12 protein-coding genes are annotated in these 12,710 nt (G+C 72.6%); 8 read left to right on the top strand and 4 right to left on the bottom strand.

Annotation, left to right across the window (positions count from 1 at the left end; genetic code table 11):
* The first annotated feature begins 6 nt into the window (after positions 1-6).
* The 8 genes from JKJ07_RS26035 (at position 7) to JKJ07_RS26000 (ending at position 7,664) form a co-directional block, all read left to right on the top strand.
* On the top strand, positions 7-1,053 hold the full coding sequence (locus tag JKJ07_RS26035) for a DUF4037 domain-containing protein (protein WP_202994386.1): 1,047 nt from the start codon (positions 7-9) through the stop codon (positions 1,051-1,053).
* A 43-nt stretch (positions 1,054-1,096) separates the two neighbouring features.
* The gene (locus JKJ07_RS26030; protein WP_202994385.1) at positions 1,097-1,783 is read left to right on the top strand and encodes an ArsR/SmtB family transcription factor; all 687 of its coding nucleotides are present in this window, start codon (positions 1,097-1,099) and stop codon (positions 1,781-1,783) included.
* Between the two features lie 2 nt (positions 1,784-1,785).
* Positions 1,786-2,493, top strand: a complete 708-nt coding sequence (locus JKJ07_RS26025) for an SRPBCC family protein (protein WP_202994384.1) — start codon at positions 1,786-1,788, stop codon at positions 2,491-2,493.
* Between the two features lie 11 nt (positions 2,494-2,504).
* Positions 2,505-3,299, top strand: coding sequence for an alpha/beta fold hydrolase (locus JKJ07_RS26020; RefSeq protein WP_202994383.1), 795 nt, complete (start codon positions 2,505-2,507; stop codon positions 3,297-3,299).
* Between the two features lie 88 nt (positions 3,300-3,387).
* On the top strand, positions 3,388-4,185 hold the full coding sequence (locus tag JKJ07_RS26015) for a LysE family translocator (RefSeq protein ID WP_202994382.1): 798 nt from the start codon (positions 3,388-3,390) through the stop codon (positions 4,183-4,185).
* An 830-nt stretch (positions 4,186-5,015) separates the two neighbouring features.
* Positions 5,016-6,026, top strand: a complete 1,011-nt coding sequence (locus JKJ07_RS26010; RefSeq protein ID WP_438871442.1) for a coiled-coil domain-containing protein — start codon at positions 5,016-5,018, stop codon at positions 6,024-6,026.
* Positions 6,027-6,120: 94 nt separating this feature from the next.
* Positions 6,121-6,996, top strand: a complete 876-nt coding sequence (locus tag JKJ07_RS26005; protein WP_202994380.1) for a hypothetical protein — start codon at positions 6,121-6,123, stop codon at positions 6,994-6,996.
* 329 nt (positions 6,997-7,325) lie between these two features.
* Positions 7,326-7,664, top strand: coding sequence for an RNA polymerase-binding protein RbpA (locus tag JKJ07_RS26000; protein WP_202994379.1), 339 nt, complete (start codon positions 7,326-7,328; stop codon positions 7,662-7,664).
* A gap of 283 nt (positions 7,665-7,947) precedes the next feature.
* On the opposite strand, the gene JKJ07_RS25995 is transcribed toward JKJ07_RS26000, so the two are convergent.
* From JKJ07_RS25995 to JKJ07_RS25980, 4 genes are all read right to left on the bottom strand, one after another.
* The gene (locus JKJ07_RS25995) at positions 7,948-8,478 is read right to left on the bottom strand and encodes an FxsA family protein (protein ID WP_202994378.1); all 531 of its coding nucleotides are present in this window, start codon (positions 8,476-8,478) and stop codon (positions 7,948-7,950) included.
* A gap of 53 nt (positions 8,479-8,531) precedes the next feature.
* Complete coding sequence (locus JKJ07_RS25990) at positions 8,532-9,323, bottom strand: polyprenol monophosphomannose synthase (protein ID WP_202994377.1); 792 nt, start codon at positions 9,321-9,323, stop codon at positions 8,532-8,534.
* Positions 9,320-10,960, bottom strand: a complete 1,641-nt coding sequence (gene lnt / locus JKJ07_RS25985; RefSeq protein ID WP_202994376.1) for an apolipoprotein N-acyltransferase — start codon at positions 10,958-10,960, stop codon at positions 9,320-9,322. The genes JKJ07_RS25990 and lnt overlap by 4 nt, the downstream gene beginning before the upstream one ends.
* 490 nt (positions 10,961-11,450) lie before the next feature.
* On the bottom strand, positions 11,451-12,701 hold the full coding sequence (locus JKJ07_RS25980) for a glutamate mutase L (RefSeq protein WP_202994632.1): 1,251 nt from the start codon (positions 12,699-12,701) through the stop codon (positions 11,451-11,453).
* Between the last annotated feature and the right edge of the window lie 9 nt (positions 12,702-12,710).

Raw genomic sequence — 12,710 nt, 5'->3', positions numbered from 1 at the left:
TCGCCCATGACCGCATTCCTGCCCGGCGTCGAGCTGTCCCGCCACTTCTACGCCGAGGCCGTCCGCCCGCTGCTCGGCGATCTCCCCCACGCGGCCGCGCGCCTCGGCCCCGGTTCCGACGTGCTCGGTCTCGACACGCCGAGATCCACCGACCACGACTGGGGACCCCGGCTCGAGCTCTTCGTCGACACCGACATCGGCCCGCTGAGCGCCATGCTCAGCGCGAGACTGCCCAAACGCTTCCGCGGCTGGTCCACCCATTTCGAGCCACCCGGCGCGCGGGTCCGGTCGATGGCCGGCACCGACGGCCCGGTCGACCACTACGTCACGATCACCCCGTTCCCCGCCTGGTGCCACGCCCAGCTGGGTTTCGACCCCGCCGCGGGCGTCACGACCGGCGACTGGCTGTCCACCCCGTGGCAGCGGCTGGCCGAGTTCACCGGCGGGGCCGTCTTCCACGACCCCGATCAAACCCTCTCCCGCGTACGCGAGAGGCTGCGCTGGTATCCGGCGGACCTCTGGCGTTACGTGCTCGCCGCCCAGTGGCAGCGCATCGCCGAGGAGGAGGCGTTCCCGGCCCGCGCCGCCGAGGCCGGTGACGAACCGGGCGCCCGTGTGCTCACGGCCCGGCTCTGCCGTGAGGCCGCGCGACTGCTGTTGCTCCTGTCGCGCCGCTGGCCGCCGTATTCCAAATGGCTGCTGGCGAGCCTGCCGGCCGGCCCGGCCGCCTGGCAGCTGACCAGCGCGCTCAGGGCCCGCGATGCCCGCGAGCGGGAGGACGTGTTGTGCACGACGTTCGAGATGCTGGCCGAGCAGCAGAACGAGCTCGGCCTGGCCGCCGAGCTGCCCGCCACCCGGCGCGAGTTCTTCGACCGGGGTTATGGGGTGATCGGGGCGGGCCGGTTCGCCGAGGCGCTTCAAGCGGCCATCACCGATCCTGGCCTGCGGGACCGGCCGCTGATCGGGTCGATCGACCAGATCAGCGACAGCGTTGCCGTGCTGACCGACCCGACGATGTGCCGGGCCCTGTCCGCCTCACTGCACCGACCATGATTCCGCTCTAGACAGTTTTTCTTTTCGGTGGGAGGGTGTGCCCATGGAGGAAGTCGCCGTCATCGAGGACCCGGCCGCGGCCGAGATATCCCTCGACCCGATTCGCAGCCGGCTGCTCGCCGAACTCGCCCGGCCCGGCTCGGCCACCATGCTCGCCGCCGTGGTCGGCCTGCCCCGGCAAAAGGTCAACTACCACCTGCGCGCCCTCGAGCAGCACGGCCTGGTCGAGCTGGTCGAGGAGCGCCGCAAGGGCAACGTCACCGAGCGGATGATGCAGGCCACCGCCGCGTCGTACGTCATCTCGCCCAACGCGATGGCCGCCGTGGCCCCCGACCCCGACCGCGCCCCCGACCGGCTCTCCGCCCGCTGGCTGCTCGCCCTGGCCGCCCGCCTCGTCCGCGAGGTCGGCACCCTGATCACCGGCGGCACCCGGGCCCAGCAGCGGGTCGCCACATTCGCCCTCGACGGCGAGATCCGCTTCGCCTCCCCGGCCGACCGCGCCGCCTTCGCCGAGGAGCTGACCACCGCCGTCAGCGACCTGATCGCCCGCTACCACAGCGAAACCGGCCGCAAACACCGCCTCGTCGTCGCCGTCCACCCCGCCCTCGACTCGGCCGCCGCCCTCTCCTCCCCGCCGTCTTCCCCACCAGGCGCCTCCCCTCCGCGGTCTTCCCCACCGGGCGCCTCCCCTCAGCCGGGCGTCACCGGCCCGATCCACGAGGAGAGCTGAGCATGGGCAAGGACTACGAAGTCGGCTTCGAGGCCACCGTCCCCGCCGACCCCGACCAGGTCTGGGCGGCCATCACCACCGGCACCGGCGTCTCCTCGTGGTACATCGGCCGCACCGACATCACCGGCTCGACCGTGCGCACCGCCTTCGGCGAGGCCCAGTTCCCGCCGTCCACGGTCACCGCCGACACCCCCGGCCGCTTCGCCCACCGCACCGGCACCGCCCCCGACGGCCGCTTCCAGGCGTTCGAGTTCCTCGTCGAGGGCCGCGACCACTCGGCCACCGTGCTGCGCGCGGCCACCAGCGGCTTCCTGCCCGGCGACGACTGGGCCGACGAGTTCGAGGCGATGGGCCACGGCCTCACCCTGTTCTACGCCACCCTCGTGCAATACCTGACCCACTTCACCGGCCGCCCCGGCACCCCGATCACCGCCTTCGGCCCACCGGTCGGCGACTGGCCCGCCGCCTGGGACGCCCTGCACGACGCGCTCGGCCTGAGCGCCTCCCCCAAGCCCGGCGACCGCACCCGCGACGGCGGCGAGGTCTTCCACGTCAACCCCCACACCCTCGGCTTCCGTACGCCGGAGGGCCTGTTCCGCTACATCCGCGGCTTCCACGGCTCGATGGTCGCCGCCCACATCGTCTTCCCACCCGCCGACGCCGACGCCGCTCGCTGGGAATCCTTCCTGCACTCCGTTCACGCCCGCTGAGGAGCCCTTCGATGCCCACCGTCACCTCCGCCGACGGCACCACCATCGCCTACGAGACCACCGGCCGCGGCCCGGCCCTCATCCTGGTCGACGGCAGCCTGTGCCACCGCGGGTTCGGCCCCGCCCGCGACCTGGCCGCCCAGCTGTCCGACACCTTCACGGTCCACCTCTACGACCGGCGCCACCGCGGCGAGAGCGGCAACACCCCGCCGTGGTCACCCGACCGCGAGATCGACGACCTGGCCGCCCTGCTCGAGGCCGCCGGCGGCGAGGCCGCCCTGTTCGGCGCCTCCTCCGGCGCGGTGCTGGCCGCCGACGCCGCCAACCGCCTGCCCGGCTTCACCCGTCTCGCCCTCTACGAGCCGCCGTTCATCGTCGACGACACTCGCCCACCCCGCCCAGCCACCTTCACGCCCGACATCGAAGCGATGCTGGCCCGCGGCGACCAATCCACCGCCCTGAAGACCTTCTTCCGCGACGTCGGCGTGCCCGCCCCGATCATCGCGATCATGAAGCTCACGCCCAACTGGAAGAAACTCAAGGGCCTGGCCCACACCCTCCCGTACGACCTGCACATCCTCGGCAACACCAGCCGCGGCGTCCCGCTCGACACCACCCGCTGGTCGTCGGTCACCGCGCCGGCCCTGGTCATGGACGGCGGCAAGAGCCCGCAATACATGCGCAACGCCGCCCGCGCGCTCAGCGAGGCCCTGCCCAAGGCCGAATACCGCACCATCCCCGGCCAGACCCACATCATCAAGGCCGCCGCCCTGGCCCCCACGATCAAGACCTACCTGGCCGGCTAACGCCGGCAGCGACTCCAACATCGCGGCGCTGTCCCACCGCCCGGGAAACCGGCCCCACCCGGGTCAGGCCCAAAGCTAAGTTACGCCCATGACAACCCTCGCCGCGTTGTGGTCCTTCACCCTCGTCGTGGGCCTGCTCACCTTGACCCCCGGCGTCGACACCGCCCTGATCCTGCGAACCGCCACCATCCAGTCGACGCGCAGCGCCTGGGGCGTGGTCCTGGGCATCCAGACCGGCACCCTCGTGTGGGGCATCCTGGCCTCGGCCGGCATCACGGCCCTGCTCACCGCCTCGCACATCGCCTACGAGGTGGTCCGCTGGGCCGGCGTCGCCTACCTGCTGTGGATCGGCACCCGCATGCTCCTGTCCACGTGGCGCCGCTCCCCCGCCGCCCCTTCCGTGCGCCGAGTCAGCAGCGCTCCCCCGTCATCAGCCGCCGCCTCTACCGACCCCACCCCGGCCACTGCTTCGACCGACGCCACCCGGGCCGATGCTTCGACCGACCCCAACCCGGCCACCGCCTCTACCGACCCCACCCCGGCTGCGGCTTCGACCGACCCGGCCCCGGCCGCCGAAGACCGGACCGGCTTCCTGCCCGGTTGGCGCCGAGGCCTGCTGACCAACCTGCTCAACCCCAAGATGGGCGCCTTCTACGTAGCCCTGCTCCCCCAATTCATCCCGGCCGGCGCCAGCCCCCTGCTGTACGGGATCCTCCTGACCGGCGTCCACGTAGTGCTCGGCTTGGCCTGGTCCACAGTCCTGGTCACCACGGCCCGCCGTCTCAAAGACCTGCTCCGCCGCCCCCGAGCCCGCCGCCTGCTCGACCGCGTAACCGGCCTGGTGATCGTCGGCTTCGGAGTCCGCCTGGCCACCGAAGCCCGCTGATCCGACCGGCGCACTCCAACCGCCGCCCTCTATCGATCGGCCGCCACCGAAATCAATCAGGTGGATGCCGTTGATTCCTTTGGCTCTGATGTGCGCTGCCACGTACACGCCACCGCACACCCGCTAAGGCATCCTAGGATACTAGCTTGGCTCCGTTGTTCGGTCGCCCGACGAGCAGCCCGCAACGTCAGCAGCTAACGGCTTGGCGGGCGCGGCGGGTGATAGCGGCTCGTGAATGGCCGGTGCACGCGGCGGCGGTCGGTGGAGGCTCGTGGGGTAGCCGGCCCACGCTCGGCGGCGAACAGAGGTTTGTGGTGGCGGGCACGGTTCGGGGGTGGCTGACGCTCGCGGCGGCGGCGCACAGCGGGTGAACAGAGGTTTGTGGCGACAGGCGCGGTTCGGGGGTGGCTGACGCTCGCGGCGGCGGCGCACAGCGGGTGAACAGAGGTTTGTGGTGGCGGGCGCGGTTCGTAGGTGGCTGACGCTCGCGGCGGCGGCGCACAGCGGGTGAACAGAGGTTTGTGGCGACAGGCGCGGTTCGGGGGTGGCTGACGCTCGTGGCGGCGGCGCAGAGCGGTTCCTAGGTCGTGAGCGCATGCCGCGGCGGCAGGTGGGTGGCATACCTCGGTGGTGGAGGTCGTGTCGTGGCGGGGAAAAGTGGGGGTGCGCGCCTAGGGTTCGAGGCGATGAACGAGAACGACGTCACGAGCGAGACCAGGCCCTGTGCGCATTGTGGACGGCCGGTGCCGCAGCGGAACTCTGCCGGGCGGCCCTTCCGGTACTGCCGGGACAACGACGGGGAATGTCAGCGCGCCTCGCGGAACGTGCGGATGCGGCACCGGTCCTCCCCCGGGCTGGCGGGGCAGGTGGCCCGTACGTGGGAAGTGGTGGACCGGCTCGATCAGCTGGTCGGGTCGCTGACCGAGTCGTTGCACTCCGAGTTGTCGCCGACGGGGGTCGAGCGGCAGGTGGCCGAGATCCGGGCCGAGACGTCGGGGCAGATCGCGGCGGCGCATACCGAGCGTGATGATGCTCGTCGTGACGCGGAGCGGTCGGCGGCGGAGACGGCTACGGCGCAGCAGCTCGCGGTGGCGGCCGGGGCGGAGCGGGACGAGGCCTTGCACCGGGCCGAGGAGTCGGAGCGGGCGGCCCGGAACGCCGCGGCCCGGGCCGACGAGGCGACGGCCGCGCGGGAGGACGCGCGGCGGGAGGCTACGGCCGCGGCGGCCCTCAAGGAACGGGCCGAGGCCGACCGGGACGCGGCCCGCGACGAGCTGGCGACCGCACGAGCAGAGATCGCCGACGTACGGCGGGATCGGGAATCGACCGAGCGCGAGCTGGCGGCGGCCTTGCGAGACGCGGAGACGGTGGCCGCCCGCAACGAGGAGCTGCACCGCGAGCGCGACACCGCCCGGGAGGAAGCCCGGAAGAGCGGCGAGGACGCCCAAAGAAGTAGCGAGGACGCCCAAAGAAGCGGCGAGGAGGCGCAGAAGAGCCGCGACGAGGCCCGCCGGACGAAGGCTGAGCTGGCCGAACAGCGCGAGGCCGCCGAGACCGCCAAGCAAGAGCTGACGCGGCAACTGGAGACGGCGGTGTCCGAACGGGACGGCCTCCGGCGTACGCGGGAAGAGCTGGAACGCGCCCACCGCGACCGAGCCGACCTGGAACGCCGCCTGGCCGCCGCGCAGGCCGAGGCCGAGGCCGCCCAGACCCGCGCCGCGCAGCTGTCGTCGCAGGTCAGTGACCTCGCTTCGGCCTTGGCCAGCCTCGGCACCACGAGGCCGCCGGCCCAGCCGGGCCCGCCCGAGCACCTGACGCCGGAGCCGCGCCTTTCACCCTGACGGGCGACCGTCCACATCACCCACTGGTGGGATCCCACGGCGCCCGCGCACCGGTACATTGCTCGACGTCCACCGGATTCGAGGAGGTGCGCGGGTGCGTCTCGGCCTGCTGGCAGTAGCGATCGCCGTGCTGGCCGCGGGCTGTACGGCGAGCAGTCCCGCGCAGCCCCCGGCCGCGGTCCCGTCCCGGCCCCCGGCCGCCCTCCCCACCCTGGCCGCCGCCACGACCAGCTTCCCGCTCGACGCCTACATGCTGAAGCCGGCCGCGGCCAACGATCTCGACGTGGTCCTCGACCGGCTCACGATCGTCTGCCTGCGCCGCTTCGATCAGGCCTGGCCGGGCGACGACCGCAACGAGTTCGACCTGCTGCGCGCCGGCGTCAACCGGTTCGGCCTGGCCGACGACGACCTGGCCGCGAGCCTCGGCTATCACTGGGATTCCGTGCCCCCGGCCGAGCCGAGTCCGGAGCTGCGGCGCCATCTCGGCGGCTGCACCAGCGAGGCGGCCCGCAAGCTCGGCTGGGCGCCCGCCGAGTTCGCCTGGCTGCGGCAGCTCAACGACCAAACCCTCCAGCAGGCGTTCGCCGATCCGCGCGCGCTCGCGGTGACGGCTCGCTGGAGCTCCTGCATGGCCAAGACCGGTTCCCCGTACGCTCGTCCCGCCGACGCCGAATCCGACCCCCGCTGGCGCGGCTCAGCGGCCCCGTCAGCGGACGAACGACGCGTGGCCCGGGCCGACGTCGGGTGCAAGCAGCAGGTCGCGTTCACGGCCACGCTGAGCGCCGCGCTCGCCGCCGAGCAAGACAACGCCGTACGGGGAAATCGGACGCGGCTCGAGGCGTTCCGGTCGATGGCCGCCCGCGCGGTGGCCAAGGCCGACACGCTTCGCGGTGATCACCAGTCGCCCGCGCCCGGCGGTCAGCAGGCCATCCCGCCCGGCAACTGGCGCACCGAACACGCCCGGGCGTGACACGCCGGGCGTGGGATTGTCCTCAACTTCGGCGTCCAGTGGACGAACATCACTCGGCGCGGAGCCGAACAGGGCGGCGAAATGGGTCAATACTCGACCGAGTGACCGAGATCGCATCACCTGGAGAACTCGCATAAGGCCGTAAAGTGGACCAAGGTCCACTTCGGCGGGGGTGCGCGGTGCCGGGTAAGGGCCGTGGGCGGTTACGCTCGTAGCGTTAACAACGCCGTCACAACGGCAGAAGACAGTCTCGGCGACCGTAGGAATCCGACGGGCGCCCCTTTCGTTACATCAACGAGAGCAGCACCACGAGCGAGGGGAAAGCCACCATGGGCGAACGCATGCTGCGCGGCAGCCGTCTTGGCGCAGTCAGCTACGAGTCCGACCGCAACACCGAGCTGGCGCCCCGGCAGACCCGAGAGTACCTGTGCGTGAAGGGTCACCAGTTCGAGGTCCCGTTCGCCGTCGACGCCGAGGTGCCGGTCACCTGGGAGTGCAAGTTCGACGGCAGCGTCGCCCGGCTGGTCGACGGCAGCGAGCCGGAGCAGAAGAAGGCCAAGCCGCCGCGTACGCACTGGGACATGCTCCTCGAGCGGCGATCGATCTCGGAGCTGGAGGACATCCTCAACGAGCGGCTCCAAGAGGTCCGCACCCGCCGGGGCCGCTGACCCGGTCCGAGCAACCGAACGAGGAAGGCCGCCCCCAACGGAGGGGGCGGCCTTTTTGTGCGCCGGGCTTGGTATGTGAGTACTCACTCACAAGCTGGGGCGGGGCATGGCGCGGGAAGGGCCGAGGCGGGGCAGGACGGCCCGACCCGAGGATGGGAGAGGCGGGCCGGCGCGGCGCTGGATGGGCGAGGCGGCGGGGCGCCGGATGGGCGAGGCGGCGGGGCGGCGGGCGGCGGGGCGGCGGGGCGACGCTTCGGGGGGCCGCCACAAGCGAGGCGGAGGGTCAGCGGAGGACTTCGCCCTCGACGACCTCGCCCTCGATCGCGGCCGTGGGGGTGCGCTGGGCCGGCTTGACCGGCTCCTCGTCGATCACGACGATCGGGTCGCCCGCGTCGACGCGCACGTGGCGGGCGCCGAACAAATCACTGGCCACCGCCCCGCCGACGCGGCGCTCGGTGTAACGCTCCATCTGCCGGCGGGCCAGCTGACGCCCCGGGGGCAGCACCAGCAGCAGCCCCGCGACCGCCGTCACGAAGCCGGGGACGGCCAGCAGCAGGGCGCCGAGCAGGCCGACCAGCGAGTTCGACACCTGCTTGCCGGGCGGGCGGCCCTCGGCGGCGGCGGCCTGGAAGCGGCGCCACCCCTTGATGCCCTCACGGCGCAGCAGCACCATGCCGACGATGCTGGCCGTGCCGCCGAGCAGGATCGCCCACCCGAACCCGATGGCGTGGGCCACCGAGATGAAGGCGACGATCTCGGCGAACGCCAGCAGTGGTAGTGCCAGGGGAAGCAGGGCGAGCCCTCGTCGACGCATGTGGTCCCTCCGTGTCAGGTTGACCTTCCCCAGCATGACACGGCTTGACGGGATCACGGCCAGGTGGAACCCTCCGCGGCCCGCTTGCCGAACCGCTTGCGCACCGCCTCGCGGCGGGCCTGCACGCCCCACAGGGTGACCCTGAGCAGCTGTTCCTTGAAGATGTTGCCGCTCATCTTGCTCACGCCGTGTTCGCGCTCGGTGAACGTGATCGGCACCTCGGCGATCCGGAAGCCCGCCTGATAGGCCCGCCAGGCCAGCTCGACCTGGAACGAGTAGCCCGTCGAGGCCACCGTCTCGAAGTTGATGTCGTCGAGCACGTGCATCCGGTACGCCCGGTAGCCGCCGGTCGCGTCACGGAACGGCATGCGCAGCGCCATCCGGATGTAGATGTTGCCGCCGCGCGAGAGCAGCAGCCGGTGCACCGGCCAGTTGTGCACGCTGCCGCCGGGGATGTAGCGGGTGCCGAGCACCGCGTCGGTGTCACCCAGCGCGTCGAGCAGCTTGTGCAGCTCCTCGGGGGCGTGGGAGCCGTCCGCGTCCATCTCGACGACCGCGTCGTAGCCCTTGTTCTTGGCCCAGGCGAAACCGGCCTTGTACGCCGCCCCGAGCCCCTCTTTGCCCGCGCGGTGCAGGACGAAGATGTGGTCGTCGGCCTCGGACAGCTCGTCGGCGATCCGGCCGGTGCCGTCGGGAGAGTTGTCGTCGGCGACGAGGATGTCGACCGCCGGGACCGCGCGGCGGACCCGCTCGGTGATCAGGCGGATGTTGTCCGCCTCGTTGTAGGTCGGGATCACCACCAGCACCCGCCCCACCCCGGGGTAGCCGCCTTCCGCCTCGCTCACCGTGCCTCCGTCGTCCCGTCGTCGCCGGCCACCGGGCCGGCCTGCTGTGTGGTGCGCCGGCGGCGACGCAGCGGTAGCGCACCGGCCAGGGCGACGACCGCCAACGCGACCATCGCCATCTCGGGCCAATGACCCAAACGAGTCGCTAGCGTAGTCGTACCTCCGAGGCGCATGTCACGCACCATCACCGCCGCGACGTTGAAGCCGCTCGAATCGTGCACGCGGCCGTCCGTGCCGACGAATCCCGAGACGCCGACCGTGGACGACATCAGGGCCTCACGGCCGTGCTCGACCGCCCGCAGGCGCACCATGGCCAGCTGCTGACGGGCCTCGGCCTCGTTGAAGGTCGCGTTGTTGGTCTGCACCGCGAACACCTGCGCCCCCGCAGTCACAGTGTCGCGGACGATGTCGTCGTACGCCACCTCGAAGCAGATCACGTCGCCGATGGTCACCGCGTCCGAGTCGATGATGCCGACGCGGTCGCCCGAGAGCATGTTGCGGACCAGGTCGACCTTGTCGGTGACCAGCCGGGCGATCGAGCGCAGCGGCATGTACTCGGCGAACGGCACCGGGTGCCGCTTGACGTAGATCTGCTCGCGGTCGGGCCCGGTGACCGGGTTCCACAGGATGCCGGCGTTCTCGATGTCGCCCGGCTTGTCGGTGCGCAGCACCGTGCCGACCAGGATCGGGGCCTTGATCAGGTCGGCCGCGCGGGAGATCACGGAGGCGGCGTCGGTGTTGCGCAGCGGGTCGATGTCGCTGGAGTTCTCGGGCCAGATGACGATGTCGGGCTGCTTCTGCCGGCCCGCGGCGACCTCGGCCGCCAGCTTCTCGGTGCCGGCCACGTGGTTGTCGAGCACGGCCCGGCGCTGCGCGTTGAAGTCGAGGCCGAGGCGGGGCACGTTGCCCTGGACGATCGCGACCGTGGCCGTCTCGCTGCCGGGCTGGGCGACCGGGACCAGCAGCGGCCCGGCGATCAGCGCGGCCGCCACGAGGGCGAACCCGAGGACCGGGCCGAGCGGGCGCCGCACCCGCGGCGTGGGCCGCCACGCGCGCCAGGCCAGCGCGAGCAGGGCACCCCCGGCGGCGGCCACCGCGAACGTGACCAGCGGGGCTCCCCCGTACGCGGCCAGGCGCAGCGCGGGCCCGTCGTCCTGGCTGAAGGCGAGCCGCCCCCACGGGAACCCGCCGAACGGGGCCCGGTCGCGGCTCGCCTCCATCGTCACCCAGAACAGCCCGGTCACCAGCGGCCACGCCCACCGCCACCGGTCGACCAGCGGCGACACCCAGGCGAAGGCCAGACCCATAAGCCCCATGAAGACGGCCTCGGCGAACGACAGCAGCATCCAGGGCAGCCACCCGGCGGCGAAGCTGGTCCACACCAGCAGCGGCACGAACAGCACCAGCCCGGCCACGAAGCCGAGCCCGAACCCGGCCCGCAGCCGCCGCCGGTGCACGGCCGCGCCGGCCAGCGCGACGCCGACCGGGGAGAGCCACCACAGCCCGTACGGGGGGAGGGCGACGAGCAGCGCCAGGCCGGCCAGGACGGCCATCGGCAGGGCCACCTTCAGCGGCAGCGGCCGCGGGGCCGGAACCTCCGCCGTGACCTGCGGCGAAGAGGGGGGCTGCAACGTCATCTCCACTCGCGAGAGGCTACCTGGCGAGCGCTGGCCACAAACGGACAGAGCGGGCCGGGGCGGCATCGATAGCGAAACGATTCACCAAGCAGGAGAGGCGCGGCCCTCGCGGGCCACGCCTCTCATTGCTTCCACGTCTCCCGGGCACGGCCGGTGGGCCGTACGGACGTCGCGGGCGCCTTCGGACCGGCGTGCTCCGCGCCGGCTGCGCGGGTCACGCCGTTGTCTACTGGCGTCGCTCGATCCTCGGGCCCACCGCGGGCGCGACCGGTCCGCGCCGCCCCGCCGACCCCCACCCCCTGGACCTGGCTGAACGCGCGACCCCTGCGAGGACTGCGGGCCAGTGGGCGGAGGAACGGAGCGAACAGAGTCGCTCGCCGTGCTCAGGATTGGACGACGGTACGTCCGTGCCCCGCGGTCCTGTCAACCACCACCCCCGCTCCCGGGCGTGTCGCGTTGTTCGGCGTGTCATGTCGTGTACCCGTTCGGGCTACAGGCTGTTCACCAGGGCCACCGCGGCGTGACGATGATCAATGGACAACATGCCGGCCGCGGCCAGCACGTACCGGGAGTCGATCACCGTACGGGCCCGGGCCGGCGCGGCCCAGCCCCCGGCGTGATCCGACAGCACCGCGTCCAGCACATACGTCCCGCCGCCGTGCCGCAGCACCCCGCCCGAGCCGACCACGAGCCGCACGTCGCGCAGGTCGCGCCCGCCCGTACGGGGCTGACCAGGAGCGGACGCGTGACCGCGCGCGTGCCGACGCAGCGCCACCGTCGCCGCCGCCGCGGCTAACTGAAAGTCACCTGAACGCTGTCCGGAATCGGGTAGTGCCAATTTCTCGGCGGCCGCGGCGGCGCGCGTGCCGTCGGCACCCACCGCGACGCCGAGATCACCCTCCACGGTCCGCGACCGCCACAGCGTGCCCGCCACGTCGCGCCGCGGCCCCGACTCGGCCTCCGCGTCGGGCACCAGCGCCGAGTAGACGTCGGTGGTGGCCCCGCCCACGTCCACGACCAGCACGCCATAGCCCGTCAGGTCGGCCAGGAGCTCCACTCCGGCCAGCACGGCGTCCGGGGTGGCCGCGCGCACCAGCGACGCGAACCGCGGGCCCCTGGACAGTTTCTTGCCGCCGATCACGTGCCGCAGGAACACATCACGGATCGCGGCTCGCGCCGGGCCGGGGTCGAGCACGCCGATGCGGGGCAGCACGTTGCCCGTGACGGTCACCGGAACGCGGCGTTCGGTCAGGCGGGCGGCGGCCTCGTCGCGGACGTCGGCGTTGCCCGCCACCACCACCGGCACCCGCAGCCGCGAGGTGGCCAGCCGGTGCGCGTTGTGCAGCAGCACCTCGCCGTCGCCGCCGTCGGTCCCGCCGACCAGCAGGATCACGTCCGGACGGGATTCGCGCAGCGCCGTGACGCCCCGACCGTCCAGCGGCCCGGCCGCCACGTGCACCACGCGCGCCCCCGCCGACAGCCCGACCCGGTGCCCGGCCTCCGCGGTGACCAGCGACTCGTATCCGACGACGGCCAGCCGCAGCCCACCGCCGGCCGACGAGCACACGTACAGCTCGTCGCCCCCGCCGACCTCCGCGACCGCCTGATCGAGCCCGGTCAGCACGTCACCGCCCGACGTCGTCGGCACCTCGGCCCGCCGCACCAGTTCCCCGGCGTCCAGGTCGATCAAAGCCGCCTTCGTGTACGTGGAACCGACGTCCACGCACACCGCGGTGCTCACGGCGGTTTT

The organism is Paractinoplanes lichenicola, from assembly GCF_016785085.1.
Lineage (GTDB): Bacteria > Actinomycetota > Actinomycetes > Mycobacteriales > Micromonosporaceae > Actinoplanes > Actinoplanes lichenicola.
Note: the sequence above shows the minus strand (reverse complement) of the source record. Positions and strands in the feature narration are given on the sequence as shown.

Bases quoted from the DNA above. Each gene is read 5' to 3' on its own strand.
- JKJ07_RS26035 (WP_202994386.1), top strand. From the start codon at position 7: ATGACCGCATTCCTGCCCGGCGTCGAGCTGTCCCGCCACTTCTACGCC.
- JKJ07_RS26030 (WP_202994385.1), top strand. From the start codon at position 1,097: ATGGAGGAAGTCGCCGTCATCGAGGACCCGGCCGCGGCCGAGATATCC.
- JKJ07_RS26025 (WP_202994384.1), top strand. From the start codon at position 1,786: ATGGGCAAGGACTACGAAGTCGGCTTCGAGGCCACCGTCCCCGCCGAC.
- JKJ07_RS26020 (WP_202994383.1), top strand. From the start codon at position 2,505: ATGCCCACCGTCACCTCCGCCGACGGCACCACCATCGCCTACGAGACC.
- JKJ07_RS26015 (WP_202994382.1), top strand. From the start codon at position 3,388: ATGACAACCCTCGCCGCGTTGTGGTCCTTCACCCTCGTCGTGGGCCTG.
- JKJ07_RS26010 (WP_438871442.1), top strand. From the start codon at position 5,016: ATGCGGCACCGGTCCTCCCCCGGGCTGGCGGGGCAGGTGGCCCGTACG.
- JKJ07_RS26000 (WP_202994379.1), top strand. From the start codon at position 7,326: ATGGGCGAACGCATGCTGCGCGGCAGCCGTCTTGGCGCAGTCAGCTAC.
- JKJ07_RS25995 (WP_202994378.1), bottom strand. From the start codon at position 8,478: ATGCGTCGACGAGGGCTCGCCCTGCTTCCCCTGGCACTACCACTGCTG.
- lnt (WP_202994376.1), bottom strand. From the start codon at position 10,960: ATGACGTTGCAGCCCCCCTCTTCGCCGCAGGTCACGGCGGAGGTTCCG.